Origin of the sequence: Mannheimia haemolytica (assembly GCF_004342115.1) — a bacterium.
In the GTDB taxonomy this organism is placed as follows: Bacteria; Pseudomonadota; Gammaproteobacteria; order Enterobacterales; family Pasteurellaceae; genus Mannheimia; species Mannheimia haemolytica.
Window position 1 is genome coordinate 68,099 of sequence record NZ_SMAC01000010.1, and the last position, 21,438, is coordinate 89,536.

The 21,438-nt window shown below is 41.9% G+C and carries 17 protein-coding genes and 1 riboswitch; of the genes, 5 read left to right on the top strand and 12 right to left on the bottom strand.

The window, feature by feature from the left end; genetic code table 11:
* Window positions 1–12: 12 nt before the first annotated feature.
* From tadA to pstS, 10 genes are all read right to left on the bottom strand, one after another.
* On the bottom strand, window positions 13–537 hold the full coding sequence (gene tadA, locus EDC41_RS05065; protein ID WP_006252318.1) for a tRNA adenosine(34) deaminase TadA: 525 nt from the start codon (window positions 535–537) through the stop codon (window positions 13–15).
* Window positions 538–618: 81 nt separating this feature from the next.
* The gene (locus EDC41_RS05070) at window positions 619–2,424 is read right to left on the bottom strand and encodes a DEAD/DEAH box helicase (RefSeq protein WP_006252317.1); all 1,806 of its coding nucleotides are present in this window, start codon (window positions 2,422–2,424) and stop codon (window positions 619–621) included.
* 202 nt (window positions 2,425–2,626) lie between these two features.
* Window positions 2,627–3,550 carry a lipoprotein NlpI gene (gene nlpI, locus EDC41_RS05075; RefSeq protein WP_006248569.1) on the bottom strand — a complete coding sequence of 308 codons (924 nt, stop codon included), beginning with the start codon at window positions 3,548–3,550 and terminating at the stop codon, window positions 2,627–2,629.
* Between the two features lie 80 nt (window positions 3,551–3,630).
* Window positions 3,631–5,781 (bottom strand): polyribonucleotide nucleotidyltransferase, encoded by a 2,151-nt coding sequence (gene pnp, locus EDC41_RS05080; protein ID WP_006252316.1) that lies wholly within the window; start codon window positions 5,779–5,781, stop codon window positions 3,631–3,633.
* A gap of 261 nt (window positions 5,782–6,042) precedes the next feature.
* Entirely contained in the window at window positions 6,043–7,323 is a 1,281-nt protein-coding gene (gene phoR, locus EDC41_RS05085; RefSeq protein WP_006248571.1) for a phosphate regulon sensor histidine kinase PhoR, read from the bottom strand.
* A gap of 2 nt (window positions 7,324–7,325) precedes the next feature.
* On the bottom strand, window positions 7,326–8,012 hold the full coding sequence (gene phoB, locus EDC41_RS05090; protein WP_006252315.1) for a phosphate regulon transcriptional regulator PhoB: 687 nt from the start codon (window positions 8,010–8,012) through the stop codon (window positions 7,326–7,328).
* Window positions 8,013–8,095: 83 nt separating this feature from the next.
* Window positions 8,096–8,866: a phosphate ABC transporter ATP-binding protein PstB gene (gene pstB, locus EDC41_RS13675; RefSeq protein ID WP_006248573.1), complete on the bottom strand. Its 771-nt coding sequence runs from the start codon at window positions 8,864–8,866 to the stop codon at window positions 8,096–8,098.
* 9 nt (window positions 8,867–8,875) lie between these two features.
* The gene (gene pstA / locus EDC41_RS13680) at window positions 8,876–9,724 is read right to left on the bottom strand and encodes a phosphate ABC transporter permease PstA (protein WP_020824086.1); all 849 of its coding nucleotides are present in this window, start codon (window positions 9,722–9,724) and stop codon (window positions 8,876–8,878) included.
* Window positions 9,721–10,680: a phosphate ABC transporter permease subunit PstC gene (pstC, locus tag EDC41_RS05100; protein WP_006248575.1), complete on the bottom strand. Its 960-nt coding sequence runs from the start codon at window positions 10,678–10,680 to the stop codon at window positions 9,721–9,723. Before pstC ends, pstA begins: the two co-directional genes overlap by 4 nt.
* Window positions 10,681–10,760: 80 nt before the next feature.
* Window positions 10,761–11,798 (bottom strand): phosphate ABC transporter substrate-binding protein PstS, encoded by a 1,038-nt coding sequence (gene pstS / locus EDC41_RS05105; RefSeq protein WP_172459174.1) that lies wholly within the window; start codon window positions 11,796–11,798, stop codon window positions 10,761–10,763.
* A 184-nt stretch (window positions 11,799–11,982) separates the two neighbouring features.
* Between pstS and parC the strand changes: the two genes are divergently transcribed.
* Window positions 11,983–14,229, top strand: a complete 2,247-nt coding sequence (gene parC / locus EDC41_RS05110) for a DNA topoisomerase IV subunit A (protein ID WP_006252312.1) — start codon at window positions 11,983–11,985, stop codon at window positions 14,227–14,229.
* 70 nt (window positions 14,230–14,299) lie between these two features.
* Here the strand turns inward: parC and lysC are convergent, their stop codons facing one another.
* A complete protein-coding gene (gene lysC / locus EDC41_RS05115; RefSeq protein ID WP_006248578.1) occupies window positions 14,300–15,652 on the bottom strand; it encodes a lysine-sensitive aspartokinase 3 in 1,353 nt (450 codons plus the stop codon).
* 97 nt (window positions 15,653–15,749) lie between these two features.
* Window positions 15,750–15,942: riboswitch (Lysine riboswitch) on the bottom strand.
* A 272-nt stretch (window positions 15,943–16,214) separates the two neighbouring features.
* Between lysC and nagE the strand changes: the two genes are divergently transcribed.
* Entirely contained in the window at window positions 16,215–17,666 is a 1,452-nt protein-coding gene (nagE, locus tag EDC41_RS05120) for an N-acetylglucosamine-specific PTS transporter subunit IIBC (RefSeq protein WP_115262408.1), read from the top strand.
* A 63-nt stretch (window positions 17,667–17,729) separates the two neighbouring features.
* On the opposite strand, the gene EDC41_RS05125 is transcribed toward nagE, so the two are convergent.
* On the bottom strand, window positions 17,730–18,059 hold the full coding sequence (locus tag EDC41_RS05125) for a DUF496 family protein (protein ID WP_006252310.1): 330 nt from the start codon (window positions 18,057–18,059) through the stop codon (window positions 17,730–17,732).
* 195 nt (window positions 18,060–18,254) lie between these two features.
* Between EDC41_RS05125 and ppx the strand changes: the two genes are divergently transcribed.
* The 3 genes from ppx to EDC41_RS05140 all read left to right on the top strand — a co-directional run bounded on the left by ppx (window position 18,255) and on the right by EDC41_RS05140 (window position 21,344).
* Window positions 18,255–19,757 (top strand): exopolyphosphatase, encoded by a 1,503-nt coding sequence (gene ppx, locus EDC41_RS05130; RefSeq protein ID WP_006252309.1) that lies wholly within the window; start codon window positions 18,255–18,257, stop codon window positions 19,755–19,757.
* 246 nt (window positions 19,758–20,003) lie between these two features.
* Window positions 20,004–20,468: an N-acetylneuraminate anomerase gene (gene nanQ / locus EDC41_RS05135; protein WP_006248605.1), complete on the top strand. Its 465-nt coding sequence runs from the start codon at window positions 20,004–20,006 to the stop codon at window positions 20,466–20,468.
* Window positions 20,469–20,477: 9 nt separating this feature from the next.
* The gene (locus EDC41_RS05140) at window positions 20,478–21,344 is read left to right on the top strand and encodes a MurR/RpiR family transcriptional regulator (RefSeq protein WP_006252308.1); all 867 of its coding nucleotides are present in this window, start codon (window positions 20,478–20,480) and stop codon (window positions 21,342–21,344) included.
* The last annotated feature ends 94 nt before the right edge of the window (window positions 21,345–21,438 follow it).

The window sequence follows — 21,438 nt, forward strand, 5'->3', positions numbered from 1 at the left end:
CTATCTATGCTTTTATTTTATCAAAGCGTCGCCTTTCTTCTGCAAACGACGTTGCTTAAAAAAATCACTGATCTTTTGGCTACATTCTCTGCCCAATACATTGCCCTGCACTTCTAAGAAATGGTTCATTTTATAATCTTCAAACAGATGATAGCGTGAACCTACCGCACCTGTTTTATAATCACTTGCCCCAAAAACCAATCGCTTAATCCGACTATGTAAAATTGCACCGGCACACATTGGGCAAGGCTCGAGCGTAACATAAAGGGTACAATCTAACAGACGGTAATTCCCTAAAGTTTGTCCTGCTTGACGAATTGCCTGCATTTCAGCGTGTGCAGATGGATCACAGAGTTGAATGGTTTGGTTCCAGCCTCTGCCGATAATCTGTTGGTTTTTATCAACCAGTACTGCCCCAACCGGGATTTCGCCTTTTGCTTCGGCTAAATCAGCGAGATCAAGGGCGTATTGCATAAAGGCGATGTCTTGCTCGGAGATCTGAAGTGGACAAGAAGTTTGATTTGGTTTGATAAACATAGTTGCAAAAAATTGAGTTTTTTTGACCGCTTGTAAAATGCCCCACGAGGGTGGGGCATCGCTTACTTCGCTTAGTGTCGTTTAGTCACGACGACCACGTTTTTCACTGAAACGTTTTTCTTTAAAGCCACCTTTGCGGTCTTTATTGAAACCACCGTCTCGGCGACCACCACGATCATTACGATCGTTACCACGGCGACCACGACCTTCAAATGGATTTGCATTACTTGCACTGTTTGAGCCAAGTAATGTCATCTGCATTGGTTTGCTTAATACACGTGCTTTGTGAGCGAAATGTTGTACGAGATGATTTGGCATTCCTTGCGGCAACTCAATGGTTGAGTATTTATCATAAAGTTTGATATGCCCGATGTAACGGCTGCTGATATCCCCCTCGTTGGCAATCGCTCCAACAATATGACGAACTTCCACACCGTCTTCACGCCCCAATTCAATGCGGTATAAATCCATTGCCACACCATTGTTTTCGCGGTGTTCACGACCGTTACGACGATCGTTTCGCTCATTGCGGTCACGTCCACGTTCAGAACGGGCAGCACGCACAACCGGATCCGGTGGCAGAATCAGTTTTTGTTTTTCTTGCAGTAACATCATCATCGCCGCTGCTAATTCTTCGTGGTCTTGATCCGCAGTAAATAAATCTTCCAACAATTCACGATATTTTTCTAAATCGTGATGTTCTAACTGCTTAGAAATGCGGGCTTTGAATTTCTCACGGCGTTTTTCCATTAAAATTTCGTGGTTTGGAATCGCCACTTCATTAATTGGTTTTTTGATTAAATTTTCGATATTGCGTAATAAGCGGCGTTCACGAGGCTCAACAAACAGTAAGGCACGACCTGAACGACCGGCACGACCGGTACGTCCGATGCGGTGAACATAAGATTCTTCTTCTAACGGAATATCGTAGTTAATAACCAAGCTGATTCGCTCAATATCAATACCACGGGCAGCAACATCGGTGGCGACTAAAATATCTAAACGACCGGAGCGTAATTTATCTAAGGTTTGCTCACGGGCTTGCTGGGTCATATCGCCGTTTAATGCCGCAGTACGGTAGCCGTTGCGTTCACACAATTCGGTAATATCAATAGTACCGGTTTTGGTGCGGGTAAAGATGATAGCAGCATCAAATTCTTCTACTTCTAAGAAACGCAATAACGCATCGTTTTTACGGAAGCCGTTTACCAGCCAGTAGCTTTGTTCAATATCCGGGGCTGAACGCTCGGTTGCCTTAATTTTTACCTCTTGCGGATCTTTCATAAAACGACGGGTAATACGGCGAATCGGCTCCGGCATGGTGGCAGAGAAGAGAGCAGTTTGATGTGTTTCCGGTAATTCAGCCATTACCGTTTCAACATCGTCAATAAAGCCCATACGCAGCATTTCATCGGCTTCATCTAACACGATGAATTTTAATTCGGATAAATCTAATGTGCCACGGCGGATATGGTCAAGAATACGCCCAGGTGTACCCACTACTACTTGTGAGCCTTGTTTTAAAGCACGTAATTGAATGTCGTAACGTTGTCCACCATAAACCGTCACTACACGAATGCCTTTCATATTTTTTGCAAACTGCTCACAAGCATCGGCTACTTGAATCGCAAGCTCACGGGTGGGTGCCATCACCAACATTTGCGGGTGGCGTTGTGTTGGGTCAATTTGTGCCAACAGCGGCAGCGAGAATGCGGCGGTTTTACCGCTCCCGGTTTGTGCCATACCAAGCACATCACGACCGGCTAATAAATGAGGAATACATTCTTGTTGAATGGGTGATGGGTTTACAAAGCCCATTTCATTTACAGCATCAAGGATTGGTTGAGGTAAGCCTAAATCGGCGAAAGTTAAAGATTCAGTTGTCATAAAAAACCATTTGTTTGGAACGGAACAAAGCAGAAAATATCGACTATTTTTCTGCACAGCCATTAACGAAAATTATATTGTTGAAATTTAGGAAGAAATGAAATAACAAAGCAAGTGATGCTTTAAAAATCCCCTGAGTATAAGCGGTTAAATTTACAAAATTTTTTGCGAAATTAACCGCTTGTATTGTCCTAATCTTTCCCTATTCTTTATCAACAACGGGAGTCGTTTGAGTCATACCACGAATTTGTGATAACTCAAACAGGGCAAAACGATACTCAACGAAGTTAAACACTTGATTTGCAAGAGCAAGACGAAAGAGGCTGATTGCCTCATCTTTATGATCTAATTTGAGTTGTTGTTTTGCTAAGTAGAAATACGTTTCTGTCAGTATTTCTGCATATTGTGAGCTATTTTCCTTAGCGTCACGTTCCATTATAGCACGAACTTGAGCTAAATTGAGCTTCCCTAAAAAATAATTTACGATATTTGTTCCCCAGTAATCCGAAGAAAGATTATTAGCTCGCTTTTGTAAATTATTTTTAGCTTCTGTGGGTGTAAATTCCAGCTCATTAAAATAGAGCCATAATGCTCGATAAGGATCTTTCTTATCTTCTTCATAAAAATGGAGAAGATCACGCTGGGCTTCAGAATATCTGCCGCTATAATAGAAAGCCAAACCTCGATTGAGATAGGTGTAGCTATATTCCCGATCTAATTCCAATACGGCATTAAACGCATCAATCGAACTGTCGTAATCGCCTTCCAGCAGCAGATACAGCCCCATATAGTTATAAGCTGCCGCCATACGTTGATTGAGCGAAATGGCTTGAGCAAAATCATAACGGGCTAACGACCATAAACCTAAACTGTCGTAAATAACGCCTCTTTCAAAATAGAGGTCTGCTTGCTCAGAGGGCGTTAATGGGGCTTCTTCCAATACTTGGCTGAGCCTTACCACCATTGCCTCTTGTTCAAAGCGAAGTTGAGGATTAAGTTCTGCCAATGCTAAGTTTTTAATTGAAACCAAATCGGCATACCGACTGGTACAGCCGCTTAGCATTAAAACAGAAATTAAATTCAGTAATAAGAAACGGATTCGAAACAACTTAAAAAGTTGTACCATTACAGCATATCCCTCAATTAAGGAAAATTAAAAACTGAATAACGGACACTCAAAGTCCGTTATTCGCCTTTATTATTGAACTAGAAATTATTTTCTTGTTCTGTTTCTACCACATTTTCAGCTACAGTTTCTTCTGCATTTGCCTCGTTGGTATTATTGATGTCTTTCATCGTCAGACGAATGCGTCCTTGACGGTCAATTTCTACCACTTTCACTTGTACTTCTTGACCAACGGTTAAGTAGTCCGCTACACGCTCAACACGTTCGTTGGTGATTTGTGAAATGTGGACTAAACCTTCTTTGCCACCTAAGATGGAAACGAATGCACCGAAGTCCACCACACGGGTTACTTTACCGTTGTAGATTTGGTTTACTTCCACTTCGGCAACGATCTCTTCAATACGAGCCATTACTGCTTTCGCTGCATTGCCGTCAGTTGCCGCAATTTTCACCGTACCGTCATCATCAATGTCGATAGAAGTATTGGTCTCTTCGGTTAAAGCACGAATTGTTGCACCGCCTTTACCAATCACATCTTTGATTTTCTTCGGATCGATCTTCATTGTGTGAATGCGTGGGGCATAGTCAGAAATATCTGCACGAGGTGCCGGAATGGCTTGTTCCATTACACCTAAAATGTGCATTCTTGCACCTTTAGCTTGGTTTAAGGCAATACGCATAATTTCAGGGGTGATCCCTTCGATTTTGATGTCCATTTGCAGCGCAGTCACACCGGTACGGGTTCCCGCTACTTTAAAGTCCATATCGCCTAAGTGGTCTTCATCACCTAAGATGTCAGAAAGTACCACGAATTTCTCGTCTTCTTTCACGAGCCCCATTGCGATACCGGCAACCGCTGCTTTGATTGGCACACCTGCGTCCATCAACGCAAGAGACGCACCACACACAGATGCCATTGAAGAAGAACCGTTAGATTCAGTGATTTCAGACACCACACGCACTACATACGGGAACTCTTCAGCGGTTGGCATCACGGCTAATACGCCACGTTTTGCTAAACGACCGTGACCGATTTCACGGCGTTTTGGCGAGCCGATACGACCGGTTTCGCCCACAGAGTATGGAGGGAAATTGTAGTGGAATAAGAAACGGTCAGATTTTTCGCCGGTCAATTCGTCAATGATTTGGGCATCACGCTCTGTGCCCAATGTTGCTACTGCTAATGCTTGGGTTTCGCCACGGGTGAAAAGAGCAGAACCGTGGGTGCGTGGTAACACACTGGTGCAAATATCCAATGCACGCACGGTATCCACCGTACGGCCGTCAATGCGTGGTTCGCCTGCAATAATACGGCTACGCACGATTTGGCTCTCTAATGCGGTGATGATGTCGATGATAGTCCCTTCAGAAACAGTTTCATCTTCTGCGGTAAGTTGTGCAATCACCTCTGCTTTAATCGCATCGATTTGCTCGTAACGAACTTGTTTTTCTACGATACGATAAGCATCGCCAAGGCGTGTTTCTGCTAATGCTTTTACTTTGTTGATTAAATCTGTATTTGGCTCTGGTGCAACCCAATCCCAACGTGGTTTGCCCGCTTCTTTAACAAATTCTTTGAGGTTTTCGATTACAACCTGTTGTTGCTCGTGGCCGAACACCACCGCCGCTAACATTTGCTCTTCGGTTAAGATATCCGCTTCAGATTCCACCATCAACACGGCTTTGTCTGTACCTGCAACCACTAAATCTAAGCGGCTGATTTTTTGCTCGCTGGTGGTTGGGTTTAATACGAATTGATCGTTGATAAAACCGACACGAGCCGCACCGATTGGACCGTTAAACGGCACGCCGGATAATGAAAGGGCAGCCGATGCACCGATCATCGCAACCAGATCAGGACTGATTTGTGGGTTTACCGATACTACGGTCGCAATCACTTGAATTTCGTTAAAGAAACCTTCTGGGAAAAGTGGACGCACAGGACGGTCGATCAAGCGAGCGATTAAGGTTTCACCTTCGCTAGGACGTCCTTCACGTTTGAAGAAACCGCCCGGAATACGACCGGCTGCGTAAGTACGCTCTTGATAATCTACGGTTAATGGGAAGAAATCTTGCCCTTCTTTTACGTCTTTTTTCGCTACTACGGTAACAAATACGGTTGTGTCGTCCATACTTGCCATTACTGCTGCCGTTGCTTGGCGTGCGATAGCACCGGTTTCTAAGGTCACGGTGTGCTGACCGTATTTAAACTGTTTTACAATTGGAGTCATTGAAATTTTCCTTTTAAAGAATTTACTATTATTGTCGTTTTATTTCTCTAAATTGCGACTAGCAAAAAGGCTTTTAAGTAAAACATTTTTGATAGCCGCCTCTCAATAACAAGAAATAAAACTTGTCTAGTATAGCGTGATTTTTATAAAAAATCGCCTATTATTTTGATCTTGCACCTCAGTTATAAAGAAATTCAAAACTTCAGTGTAAAATGGGGATTAGTTTGTGAAAAGCCTTGTGAAAATAGTTTGATTGCATCGCTATTTTTTTATTAGAGGTAGTTTAAAACTAAATCTGCTTCCTTTACCGGCTTCACTTTCAATTTCCAGTGTGGAATGGTGCTGTTCAAGAGCGTGTTTGACAATAGCCAGACCTAAACCGCTACCGCCGGTTTTGTTGCTACGAGATTCGTCCACACGATAGAAACGTTCTGTCAGATGGGTAATATGATGGGCATCGATACCAATACCGTCATCTTGCACGCTGAAAATCGCAGTATTCGGCTCTTGATTATCACGTTGACAACATATTTGAATGGTAACTCCTTCACCGGCGTGCCGTATTGCATTGTAAATTAAATTTGATACAGCGCTTTGGAGTTGCTCTTGATCTCCCCATACCGTTAAATTAGGCTCAATATCAAACAGTATTTGCTGATTTTGGCTTAAAATCTCGGTATTTTTTTGTATGGCGGAGATTAACGCCGACATCTGGACCTCATTGTGTTCGGAATCATTGGAATGCTCGATTTTAACCAAAAGTGAGAGTTGGCGAAGCAGGTTAGTCATACGTTGACTTTGCTCTTTCATCGCATTGAGCGCTTTTTGCTGTAATGCCATATTATGCGGCTCGTTTTCCAGCATTTCCAAATAACCTTGTAATATGGTAAGAGGCGTTCGCAGTTCGTGGTTCATATTTGCCAAAAAGGTTTGTCGTGAGTGCATAAGGCGGACAAAAGAGGTTACATCTCGTGCGACAATAAGTCTGGAGTTACTGTCATATCGATTGAGATTCAATTCAATATAGCGTTTATTATGAGTCAGCAGTACCAATGGGCGATGGTGTCGTTGTTGGCGGAAATAGCTTTTAAATTCAGGATAAAAAATCACATTAAAAATGCTTTTATTTGATTTTTTGTCCCAATAAAACTCAAATAGCTCTTGTGCAACATTATTGCACCAAGAAATCTCCCCGTTTTCTTGGCAAATAATGATCGCATCGGGTAAGTATTGAATATGCTTATTTAATTTTGATAACAGACGTAAGGTTTTGATTTTATCTTGGCGTAAACGTTCGTGATAGAATGCGGCACTTTGAGATAAATGCTCCATTGTCGTTACTTTTGACCTGCCGCTTTGCTCATTAGGTCTGAGTAACTGAAGGAGAGAAGATTCGGTGTGGTGATGCCAAATAAGTAGAACCAGTAAACAAAAACTAAACCAGAAAAAATAAGCAGGGAAAAACAGATTGAATACGCCGGCAACGGCTGCTGCCAGCAAAAGTTCCAATAAAAAGTGTTTAAGTGAGAGCTTAACTTTCATTATTAGTCCTGAAAATGGTTGGAAAAACGGTATCCCGAGCCACGTACGGTTTGAATATAACGCTCAAAACCATAGGGTTCAAGACTCTTACGCAATCGCCGAATATAAGAGTCTACCGTGCGATCCTCAACATAAATATCATTACCCCAAATAAAATCAAGCAACTGTTCACGACGATACACTTTTTCAGGGTGAGTAATTAAAAAGTGAAGCAGTTTATATTCCGTGCCGCTTAATTTCACTTCCTGTTCGGCAACCAAAACCCGTTGTGCCTGTTGATCAAGAATCAATCCGTCTATATTGATGAGATTGCTTGGCGGATCATAGCTTCGCCGCCATACTGCTTCAATCCGGGCAAGCAACACCTGTGGTGAAAACGGTTTGGTAATGTAGTCGTCTGCACCGGCATTCAGACCGGTAATACAGTCTTCTTCGCTACTGCGGGCTGTTAGCATAATGATTGGAATTTTTTCGGTTTCAGGCTGTTTTTTTAGGTATTTAATTAAATGGATACCCGAACGCCCCGGCATCATCCAATCCAGTAAAATAAGCTCGGGTTTTTCGCCCAGTTTATTGATAGCACTTTGGTAGTCTTCCGCTTCAATTACCTGATATTGTTTGCTGAGATAGAGACTTAGCATTTCACGAATAGCACGTTCGTCTTCAACGATCAGAATTTTGTTATTCATTCTTCCTCTCCGATGCGGTGTGACAAGCGGTCGATTTATCGCAGAAATTTGCAAATTTTTTACTAAAACCGACCGCTTGCAGATTACCCCATTTTACCTTTAATGTAATCTTCCGTCTGCCGGAATTTTGGTTTGTCGAAAATTTGTTTGGTATCACCGAATTCAATCAGCTCGCCTAGATACATATAAGCGGTATAGTCAGAACAGCGGGCTGCTTGCTGCATATTGTGGGTAACTATCGCTACCGTGTAGTCGTGCTTGAGTTCGTTGATAAGTTCTTCGATTTTCATAGTCGAAATCGGGTCAAGTGCGGAGCAGGGCTCATCCAGCAGTAACACCTCGGGTTTCACTGCAATACCTCGTGCAATACAGAGCCGTTGCTGTTGCCCGCCGGAGAGACTGTCACCATTTTGGTTTAATTTATGCTTTACCTCATTCCATAAAGCCGCTTTGGTTAATGCCCACTCTACACGATCGTTTAGCTCGGATTTCGGCAATTTTTCAAACAGACGAATACCAAAAGCAACATTATCGTAAATGGACATCGGGAATGGGGTCGGTTTTTGGAAAACCATACCGACTTTGGCTCGAATAATCGAAATATCCGTATCGGAGGTGAGTAGATTCTCTCCATCAAGATTGATTTCCCCCGTTGCACGTTGATTCGGGTAGAGCTCAAACATTCGGTTTAGGGTTCGCAGTAATGTTGATTTTCCACAACCGGAAGGACCGATAAATGCGGTCACTTTATTTTTGGCAATACGCATATTGATATTTTTCAGAGCGTGGAAATCGCCATAATAAAAATTGAGGTTGTTAATATGTAATTTTGTCTCTAAATCCGTTGGTAACATATAGAGTCCTTATTTTGTTTTGCTGAAATACAGACGAGTGATGATATTAAGAGAAAGCACAAACAGAGTAATAAGCATTGCACCTGCCCAAGCCAATGTATTCCAGTCAGCGAACGGGCTGGCTGCGTATTGATAAATCACCACAGGGAGGTTTGCCATTGGTGCATTCATATCTAAAGAGGCAAACTGGTTGGATAATGCGGTAAACAATAGCGGTGCGGTTTCTCCGGAAATACGGGCAACAGCGAGCAACACGCCGGTAATAATGCCGGAGCGGGCGGCACGATAAGAGAGCATTGTAATTACCCTCCATCGTGGGCAGCCGAGAGCCGCAGCTGCTTCACGCAGATTATTAGGCACAAGATTGAGCATACTGTCGGTAGTTCGAACAACAATCGGAATCACTAATACCGCCAATGCTAATGAGCCTGCCCAGCCTGAATAGTGTTTAACCTGTGCGACATAAATCGCATAAATAAATAAGCCGATAATAATAGAAGGAGCAGAGAGCAACACATCATTCAAAAAACGGGTGAATTTTGCCAATTTGGTATAACGCCCGTATTCGCTCAAGTAAGTGCCGGCTAAAATACCGATTGGTGTTGCAATCAGTGTTGCGGTACTGACAATCAGTATAGAGCCGACAATTGCATTACGTAATCCTCCTGTTTCATTTGGTGCAGGAGTCGGGCGGGTAAACAGTTCCCAAGACAGTGCAGGGATACCTTTTTGGAGTAAAGTAACAATAATCCAGACCAGCCAAAATAAGCCAAATAATACAGCGGAATAGGCAAGACTTAACATCAAGACATTTTTTATTTTTCGGCAATAAAAGCGTCGGTTTTGGTAATTTTTCATTCTCGTTTTCCTTCCTGTTTACCCATTCGTGCGATTAATAAACGTGAAGCGGCTAAAACAATCGAAGTAATAAGGAACAGAATTAGCCCTAGGCTCATCAACGCTGATTTTTGTAATCCGCCGGCTTCATTAAATTCATTGGCGATAGCAGAAGCGATGGAGGTTGAAGGGGAAAATACCGAATCAGGTAGCATAAAGGCATTACCGATCACAAAGGTAACTGCCATTGTTTCGCCTAATGCTCGACCTAACCCGAGCATAATTGCACCGATTACTCCGGTTTTGGTGTAAGGTAGCACGACTTTCCAAATAACTTCCCAAGTGGTTGAGCCTAAACCGTAAGCAGACTCTTTCAGTAAAGGCGGTACAACACTGAAAACATCACGCATAATTGAGGCAATAAAGGGAATAATCATAATCGCCAATACCAAGCCGGCACTGAATAGCCCGATCCCGAAAGGAGCCCCGCTAAAAAGCATACCGATAAAGGGAAGCTGACCAAATGTATCTATCAAATACGGTTGCACATATTCTTGAAATAAGGGTACAAATACAAACAGCCCCCACATACCGTAAATAATAGAGGGAATAGCCGCCAGCATTTCTACCGCTGTGCCGACAGGGCGTTTTAGCCATTGCGGTGCAAGTTCGGTTAAGAAAGTCGCAATGCCGAACGAGACTGGAACGGCAATGACTAATGCAATGCCGGCAGAAATCAATGTGCCGATAATCGGCACTAATGCACCGTATCGGTCATTCACAGGGTTCCACTCGTTTTCCCATAGGAATGATACCCCGAATCGGCTTAATGCTTCCCAACTGCCAAGCAATAATGAAACCAGCACCACCACCAACAAGGCAAAAACCAGCAAAGCAAAGAAACGGGTTGTGTGATGAAATAACCCCTCTACCCAAGGATGGTTTAAGCATTTGTTATCAATTTTATGTTTATGCATAGTGACAACTCTTTTGCAAAATGTTGTGAAAAAACGACCGCTTGTTGTTAGTTAAGCTCCATACAAGCGGTCGTTTTGCATTAGTAGAGCGAATTTCCTTGTCCATCTTTAACTTCCGTTTTCCATTGAGTTTGGATTTTCTCTACTACATTATCCGGTAGAGGCACATAATCCAGTTCGGCAGCCGCATCTTTACCGTGCTTAAATGCCCAGTCGAAGAATTTAAATACCCCTTTAGTTTGCTCTGGTTTGTCGCTATGTTGATGAATCAAGATAAAACTGGCGGCGGTAATCGGCCAGGCTTTTTCTCCCGCTTCGTTGGTTAAAATAACGCCCATACCGGCTGTTTGGCTCCAATCGGCGTTAGCAGCGGCAGCAGCAAACGTTTCACGGGAAGGCTGAACAAATTTACCATCTGCATTTTGCATAGAAACCCAAGCCAGAGCATTTTGTTTAGCATAGGCATATTCTACGTAACCAATAGAATACTTGAGCTGTTTCACATAAGCTGCGACACCTTCATTTCCTTTTCCGCCTTGTCCGACCGGCCATTTCACCGATTTTCCTTCGCCGACTTTCTCCTTCCATTCGGCAGAGACTTTAGAAAGATAGTTTGTCCAACCGAAAGTTGTGCCTGAACCGTCTGAGCGGCGTACGACTAAAATTGTTTTTGCCGGCAGGGCGATATCTTGATTAAGTGCGACAATTGCCGGATCGTTCCATTGTGTAATTTTGCCTAGGAATATATCGGCAAGAACTTTACCGGACAGTTTCAGTTCGCCAGATTTAAGTTCAGGAATATTGACAACCGGTACAGTTCCCCCAATGATGGCGGGAAATTGCAAAAGTTTGTGTTCTGCTAATGTTTCGCCTTTCATCGGGTCATCAGAAGCACCGAAATCAATTGTTTTGGCAATAATTTGTTGCTGACCGCCACCGGAACCGATAGATTGGTAATTGACTTTATTACCGGTCTCTTTTTCATATAAACCTGCCCATTTGGCGTAGATAGGATAAGGGAAAGAAGCACCGGCTCCTGTGATGGTTTGAGCATTTGCTGCGACAGAAAGTGAAAAAGAAATGCCTAAAACGGTAAGTAGTTTAAATCGTTTGGCAATCATATTGTTCTCCTTAAAGTTAGCGTGAGTTAATTTCACGTGCTTAGTGTAGAAAAAGAATATGACAAAATGATGACAATGGTAAAAAAATCAGAAAAAACGACCGCTTGTGTTTCAGGCTAGACTAAACAGGCTAAATCGTAGAAAATAGCCCTCGTTTTTTTAATATAAATATCGATAAAAAATGACCACAGAAATCAATTATGAAGGCATTGAACAGATGCCGATTAAGCGTTTTACCGAAGATGCTTACCTCAATTATTCGATGTATGTAATTATGGACCGGGCATTGCCGTTTATTGGCGATGGCTTGAAACCGGTGCAACGCCGTATTATTTATGCGATGTCGGAACTTGGGCTAAACGCCTCGGCAAAGTATAAAAAATCAGCCCGTACCGTGGGGGATGTATTAGGTAAATTCCATCCGCACGGTGATAGTGCCTGCTATGAAGCAATGGTGCTAATGGCTCAACCGTTCTCTTACCGCTATCCGTTAGTGGACGGACAAGGCAACTGGGGGGCTCCGGACGATCCGAAATCCTTCGCTGCAATGCGTTATACCGAATCGAAACTGTCTAAAATTGCAGAAATTTTATTGGGCGAGTTAGGGCAAGGAACGGTGGATTATCAGCCCAATTTTGATGGCTCGTTGGAAGAACCGAAATATCTGCCGGCTCGTTTACCGCATATTTTGTTGAATGGCACGATGGGGATTGCGGTGGGAATGGCAACCGATATTCCACCACACAATATTAATGAATTGGCTGATGCCAGTGTGATGTTGCTGGATAACCCGAAAGCAACGCTTGATGATGTACTAAGCGTGGTACAAGGGCCGGATTACCCGACAGAGGCTGAAATCATCACACCAAAAGCGGAAATTGCCAGAATGTATGAGCAGGGGCGTGGTTCTATTAAAATGCGTGCGGTGTGGAAAAAAGAAGAGGGTGAAATTGTGATTTCAGCCTTGCCGCACCAAGCCTCTCCTTCAAAAATTATTGAGCAAGTAGCAACCCAAATGCGGAATAAAAAACTACCGATGGTGGACGATATTCGTGATGAATCTGACCACGAGAACCCGATTCGCATTGTGATTGTGCCACGCTCTAATCGCATTGATTTTGATGCGTTAATGGATCACCTGTTTGCGACGACCGATTTGGAGAAAAGCTACCGAGTCAATATGAATATGATTGGCTTAGACGGCAAGCCGGCAGTGAAGAATTTGCTGACTATTCTCAATGAGTGGCTGAGTTTTAGACGTACCACTGTCACTCGCCGCCTGAATTACCGATTAGATAAAATTTTAAACCGCTTGTATATTTTAGACGGTTTGATGATTGCATTTCTCAATATTGATGAAGTGATTGAGATTATTCGCAATGAAGATGAGCCGAAAGCCGAGTTAATGGCTCGTTTTAATCTGACCGATGTGCAAGCAGAGGCGATCCTGAACTTACGTTTACGCCACTTAGCCAAATTGGAAGAGCATCAATTACAGGCGGAAAAATCCGAACTGGAAAAAGAACGTGATGAATTGCAACTGATTTTAGGCTCGGAACGCCGTTTGAACAGCCTGATTAAGAAAGAGATTCAAGCCGATGCCAAAGCATTTGCCAGCCCACGCCGCTCACCTCTGGTGGAACGAGCGGAGTCTAAAGCGATTGCGGAAAGCGACTTAACCCCAATCGAAGATGTGACAGTGATTTTGTCTGAAAAAGGCTGGGTACGTTGTGCCAAAGGACATGATATTGATGTTCAAGCCCTCAGCTATCGAGCCGGAGATGATTATCTTGCCCACGCAAGGGGCAGAAGTAATCAGCCTGTGGTGTTCTTAGACAGCACTGGGCGAGCTTATGCACTCGATCCAACTTCACTGCCTTCTGCACGCTCGCAAGGTGAGCCACTTACAGGCAAAATCACTCTACCTGAAGGTGCAACTGTTCAACAAGTATTAATGGCAAATTCGGAAACCAAAGTGCTAATGGCATCCGATTCAGGCTACGGCTTTATTTGCACCTTTGAAGATTTGGTTTCTCGTAATAAAGCCGGCAAAGCGGTTATTTCTTTAACCGAAAACGCAAAAGTGCTGCCGCCGCAATTATTGGAAAATGATGAAAATTTATCTTTAGTGGCAATGAGTAATGTCGGTAGGATGTTGGTTTTCCCGGTGAGTGAACTACCGGCACTTTCCAAAGGTAAAGGCAATAAAATTATCAATATTTCCGCTGCCGCAGCAAAATCCGGTGATGAATATTTAGCCCGTTTATTGGTCATCAAACCAACCAACTCGCTGGTCTTTGTGTCCGGTAAACGCAAAATCACATTAAAACCGAGCGATATTGATAACTACCGTGGCGAACGAGCAAGAAAAGGCTCACAGCTAGTGAGAGGGCTTAGTACCAATTCAACGGTAGAGATTGTTGAGTAAAGAGAAGAAGCGGTTAGGGGGTAAATCCAACAATTTTGCCCCAAATAACCGCTTGCAATGGAGTTATTGCTTATTCAAATAAGCCTTTGTGAAGCGAACGAACCACATCGTCTGCTTCTGCATTTTTCACTAAGGTACAAACATTATTGCTGCTTGCTCCATAGCTGATTAGGCGAATGTTGTAATTCTCAAGAGTGTGGAATAATTTTTTCGCCACACCGGACTGAGCGTGTAAGTTGTTGCCGATAATAGCGACTAAAGCGAGGTCGCTTTCTACTTGCACATTGCAATATGCGTTAAGCTCATCGAGTAATTCCGCTGATAACATATCTGCACCTGAAGAGGCTGAGCCCGTTTTATCTAGGGTCAATGCAACGCTGACTTCGGAAGTGGTAATCACATCAACCGAAATTTTGTGTTTCGCTAAAATCGCAAATACATTCGCTAAGAAACCTTGTGCGTGTAGCATTGAAAGGCTGGAAAGAGTGAGTAAAATTTGGTTGCGGCGTAATGCAATCGCACGGAAAGTCGGGCGTGGTTGTGGATCACGGGTTACCCAAGTGCCGCCTTGTTCCGGTGCTTTGCTTGAGCCAACATATACAGGGATATTGCTACGCACTGCCGGTAATAAGGTTGCTGGGTGTAATACTTTCGCTCCAAATGTTGCCATTTCTGCCGCTTCGTTAAATGCCATTGTGTCAATGCGTTGAGCGTTCGGTACAACACGAGGATCGGTGGTATAAATCCCCGGTACGTCTGTCCAAATGAGTACATCGTTAGCATTTAATACTTCTGCTAACAATGCAGCAGAGTAGTCTGAACCGCCACGTCCTAAAGTAGTGGTTTTGCCTTCATCATCACGACCAATAAAGCCCTGTGTAATCACAATTTTGCCTGATGCGATTAATGGCTTAATCACATTGTCTGATTGTTGCTGGGTTTTCTCGTCATTTGGTGCTGCTTTTCCATAATGGCTGTTTGTTGCCACAACGTCACGCACATCTACCCATACTGCCGGGTGTCCACGTTCAATTAATAATTGCGTGAAGATTTTGGTGGACATCATTTCCCCATGACTGATTAACTCATCACTTAAGGCAGCTGAAGTAGCAAGGCTGGCTGATTCTGCTAATGTTTCAATACGTTCTAATAATTCGTCGATTTCCGCTTTAACGGCATCTTGATGTTGTAATTTTTCAATAATATTGTATTGAATTTGGCGGACTGCTGCGATGACTTCATCACGGTGTTCTTTTTCACAGCCGTTAGCAAGTTCCACTAAGTAATTGGTTACGCCAGCAGAGGCAGAAAGTACCACCACACGAGTATTTGCATCAGCAATTACAATATTGGCAGAAGAGGTCATTGCATCAAAATTTGCAACACTTGTACCACCAAATTTAGCCACAGAAAGATGAGACATAATAAAAATTTCCTTAAAACAAAAATAGATAAATATTGTGTTAGGGGATATTCGGAAAGGAAATTTGAGTAGATTATACGGTTTTATTGTTGAACCAATTAATCAGAGCACTCCATTTAATATGGTGAAATAACCTATTAAATGACAGCTGATAGGATTCAACCTATTCAGCCGATGTTAATTCCAGTCTAGTGAATTCACACCTCGGCAATCACTCCCATCACTTAATTCTCAAACGGCCCTAGTTGCCTAAAATCAAGTTGCCTGAGTGTTGCACCTCTCCCGTAATGGCAAGCCCATTACTCTTTTTCAACAGTATTGAAAAGTGTGCATAGAAATACCGTTTTATTAATGTTTTGTCAATGAATATTTAGGTAATCCAATGCTATTTAGGTAATTATTTAAAATATAGCGATAAAAAGTAAACATATTTCTAATGTTGAATAAAAACTCCTAAAAAATATTTTGAAATGGATCACAAAACCAAATTTATTTGATTGTTCTTTAATCGGTTTTTTTCTATGCTTCAGTTACTCATTATGAGGTATTTTTGGAGGCTTTTATGAGTACATTAACCTATTTACAAAAAATTGGGCGTGCATTAATGGTGCCGGTTGCTGCATTACCAGCAGCAGCATTATTGATGGGTATAGGCTATTGGATTGATCCGGACGGCTGGGGAACAAATAGCCAATTAGCGGCATTGCTGATTAAATCTGGGGCGGCAATTATTGATAATATGTCTATTCTATTTGCCGTGGGTGTGGCATTTGGTATGTCAAAAGAAAAAGATGGGGCAGCAGCATTATCCGGTTTAGTCGGGTATTTAGTAATTACCACTTTGTTGTCTCCGGGGACCGTTGCTCAGCTAAAAGGGATCGCAGTTGATCCAGTGCCTGCAGCATTCGGTAAAATCAACAACCAATTTATCGGGATCTTAGTAGGGGTTATTTCAGCCGAAATTTATAACCGTTTCTACCAAGTAGAGTTACCGAAAGCATTGTCTTTCTTTAGCGGTAAACGATTGGTGCCGATTGTGGTGTCAGTGGTAATGATTGTGGTGTCATTTATCTTGCTTTATGTCTGGCCGGTTATTTTTGGTGCTTTAGTCTCTTTTGGGGAATCTATCAAAGATATGGGGGCGTTAGGGGCAGGTATTTATGCTTTCTTTAATCGTTTATTAATTCCGGTTGGATTACACCACGCATTAAACTCGGTTTTCTGGTTTGATGTTGCAGGCATTAATGATATTCCAAACTTCTTAGGTGGGGCAAAATCATTGGCTGAGGGCAAAGCAGTGATAGGAGTAACAGGTATGTATCAAGCTGGTTTCTTCCCGGTGATGATGTTTGGCTTACCTGCGGCAGCATTAGCTATTTACCACAGTGCGAAACCGGCTAAGAAAATGCAAGTAGCCTCTATTATGTTTGCTGCTGCTTTAGCTTCGTTCTTCACCGGCATTACGGAACCGCTTGAATTTGCCTTTATGTTTGTTGCACCTGTGCTTTATGTGGTTCACGCATTATTAACCGGATTATCTGTTTATATTGCAGCCTCAATGGAATGGATTGCCGGTTTCGGTTTTAGTGCAGGGTTGGTCGATTTAGTGTTATCGACACGAAATCCGCTGGCAGTGCAGTGGTATATGTTATTGGCCCAAGGTATCGTATTCGCAGTAATTTACTATGTATTATTCCGAGTAGTGATCCAAGCCTTTAATTTAAAAACGCCGGGGCGTGAGGAAGATAGCGAAGTACAAACAGTGAATACTGTTTCTCGTAGCGAACAAGCTGCCAAATTTGTTGAAGCATTAGGTGGTAAAGAGAATATTACCAGCATTGATGCTTGTATTACCCGCTTACGCCTAACCTTAAATGATACGGCGAAAGCAGACGAAACCAAATTGAAAGCGTTAGGGTCAAAAGGTAATATCAAATTAGGCGAGAATGGCTACCAAGTGATTTTGGGACCGGAAGCAGAATTTGTGGCAGATGCAATGAAAAAGCTGAATTAATCTCTGCTTAATCACAAGCGGTCTGATTTGCATATTTTTTTGCAAATCAGACCGCTTGGCTTTTTATGCTTTTTTATTGGTTGGTGCTTGTTTGTGAGAGGCCATTTTTTGGCGGATTTCACGGCGTTGTTTGGAAAGTTCCGCATTACGGATCATATAATCATCTACTCGATTTTCATAGTCATCACGCATATTGGAAATAATCGCTCGAACTTCCTCGATAGACATTTCGTCGGTAATATATTGCGTTAGGTTATCTAATAAAAGTACACGCTTCTGATTATCTCGAATTTTGCGATCATTATCCGCCGTTTCACGGTGCAGTTTGTTTTTTAGACGATAAAGATGCACATATTCCAGCATATCGTGGAATGATTTATTCACTTCAGACATATCAATCTCCCTTGATGTAGTGTTGAATTAAGTAAGCTCGTAAATCCTATTCTTTTTCCGTCAATTCGTCAAAAAAATTTATCACATTTTATGATTTAAATTAATTCTCGCGAATAACGCTAAATTTGTAGTGATATCTAGGGCTCAAAAATGGTAATATCTTACTTATTTCAGTTATTGGTACAGGGTTTCATTATGTCATCAAATATTGCTCCTAGAGAGTTTGCAGCTATTGATTTAGGCTCGAACAGCTTTCATATGATTGTAGCCCGTATCGTAAATGGTTCCATTCAAGTGCTTTCCCGTTTGAAACGGCGTGTACGGCTGGCAGATGGGCTTGATGAAAACTTAGTATTAAGCCAAGATGCGATTGATAGAGGCATTGCTTGTTTAGCTTTATTTGCAAAACGTTTAGAAGGGTTCTCTGCAGAGAATGTGAAGGTGGTTGGCACTTATACCTTACGTAGAGCAATCAATAACCAAGCTTTTCTGGAGCAAGCGAAAGCAGTATTTCCTTACCCGATTTCCATTATTTCCGGACAACAAGAGGCGAGGCTGATTTATTCGGGCGTTAGCCATACCCAACCCGAAACTGGCAGAAAATTAGTGGTAGATATTGGCGGTGGTTCAACGGAAATGACTATTGGTGATGACTTTACCCCGATTCGAGCGGAAAGTCGTCATATGGGTTGTGTGAGTTTTGCAAAACGCTTTTTCCCGCAGGGGGAATTAACGATTGAGCGTTTTGATAGTGCCTATCAGCTTGCAATGGAAAAAATCGAAGATTTAATGTGGGAGTACAAAGAGTTAGGTTGGGACTATGCTTTAGGTTCTTCCGGTACGATTAAAACCGTCCATCAAGTGCTGATTGCCAATGGCTATCGTGATGGCTTAATTACAGAAAGCCGCCTACAGAAAATTATTGATATTTGCCTAGAGTTTAAATCGTTAAATGAGATTAAGCTACGAGGCTTACTTGATGAACGAGCAGATGTGCTAGTTCCGGGCTTAGCTATTCTTTTAGCACTTTTTCACACTTTTAGAATTGATGTATTACGTTATTCCAACGGGGCTTTAAGAGAAGGGGTAATGTATGGTTTGGAGAAAAGTTTCCAAGTTGGGGATATTCGCCAACGGACTGCAGAAGCGTTAGCTGAGCAATTTGCTTTAGATAAACAGCAAGCAAAAAGGGTGGAGCATACGGCGTTGATTTTATTTGACCAAATCAAAACTTGGAAGAACCGCCGCCAAGTGCAAGATCTGCGTTCAATGCTGAAATGGGCAAGTTTATTACACGAGATTGGTATTGTTGTAAACCACAATAATGTGCATCGTCATTCTGCTTATTTGATTGCAAACCGAGATTTACCGGGATTTGATTTTGAACAGCAAACCCTTCTATCGGTATTAATGCGATACCACCTTAAAGGATTCAAACGCTCGGATATTCGTAGTATCAACCGTTACCAATGTAGAGATGTATTAACGTTGGTACGGGTTTTCCGGCTAGCGGTGCTATTAAACCGTTCTCGCCAAGCGACTGTAGTGCCGAAACAGTTGAATTTGGTGATTGAAAATAATGCTTGGCAACTTACCTTTGAACAGGGCTTCTTAGCGAATAATCCACTGATTTCAATAGATTTAGAAGAAGAGCAAAAAATATTGGCGAGTACAAATCTTCAGTTTGCGGTCTCTTAACATTTAAATGAAGGAAGCGAAGGCTTCCTTTTTCGTTTATTGCATTCCCTTTTGCGAACAAGCGGTCAAATTTAGCTAATTTTTTGCAAAAAGTATTTTTTAAAATTTGATCACCTTCTCATTTTTGATGTTTGCTTATTGAGATTATATATTTTACGAATTATCCTACTTCTATTGGAGTGTATCTTAATAAATTTTAGTAGTATGGAGCAGATTATTAGAATTAGTTATTTTTAGGAGAATTATATGATATTAGCCGATTTATCAAGAGATGATTATTTAAAATCACTTCCACCAGTATTCGCTCGCCTTTGTAAAAAATTAAAAAGTTTAGATTTAGTTAATTTGGAATTAGGCTGGCAAGAATTAGAAAATGGTATTCGCATGAATGTAATGTCATTTGAAACTACGCCAGCTGAGGGGAAAAAAGCAGAGTTACACCGAAAATTTATCGATATTCAATTATTGATAGACGGCGAAGAAATGATTGAATACGGGTTAAGCCAGCCAGATTTATCTAAGTATGATGAATATCGAGATGAAGATGACTACCAATTAACAGCTGAGATTGATGATAAAAATAACTTGATCCTCAAGCCAAATATGTTCGCTATTTTCCTCCCTTATGAACCACATAAGCCTGGAAATTCGGTGAATGGCAACAAAACATTGAAAAAACTGGTGGTGAAAGTACCTGTTGAATTGATTTAGGAGGCTACTATGTCTAGTCGGGGAAAAATTCTTAATACAATTAGCTCGCTACAACATAGTTTAACCAAAACAGAGAAGAAAATAGCTGCTGCTATTTTATCTCAGCCGGAATTACTTAGCCAATGTTCATTATCTGAAGTGGCCAAACAATTAGATGTTGGTGAAGCAACTTTTATTCGTTTTTGTCGTACATTAGGTTTTAAAGGTTATACCGACTTTAAATTAGAGCTTGCAATAGAGTTGGCTACAAATCAAGATAATAGAGTATTGCTTGATACGGATGTTTCAGAATCGGATACATCGAAAGATATTGCTGAGAAGCTCAAAGTGAGTTTAGATAACGTTATTGAAGAGACTATTAATTTGCTTGACTTTAACGTGTTGGAAAAAGTTGTTGAAGAATTACGTAAGGCAAAACGGATCTTTTTATTTGGAGTGGGTTCTTCTGGGTTAACCGCAGAAGATGCAAAACATAAATTAATGCGTATTGGGCTACAAACCGATGCAGTCACAAATAATCATTTTATGTATATGCAGGCGGCATTGGTGAAAGAGGGGGATTTAGTTATAGGGATTAGTCATTCAGGCTATTCTGAAGAAATTGTGAAATCACTACGTTTTTCTCGTGCAAATAAAGCGACAACGGTTGCGATTACACACAATTTACGTTCCCCCGTCACGGAAGAGGCTAATTATGTGTTAATTAATGGTAATCGACAGGGGCATATGCAAGGAGATTCTATCGGTACTAAAATGTCACAACTTTTCGTTCTTGATTTAATTTATACCTTACTAGTTAAAGCCGAACCCGAAAATGCGTTGAAACAGAAACAAAAAACACTGAATGTGATTTTGGAACAACGTGTTAAAGGCTAAGCTGTAGAAGATCAGACTTGATCTGACAATTCACTCTAAAAAGTGAGAGTTTCCCGTTTAGAATATGAGTGTCAAAAATCAATCTAAACAAAAA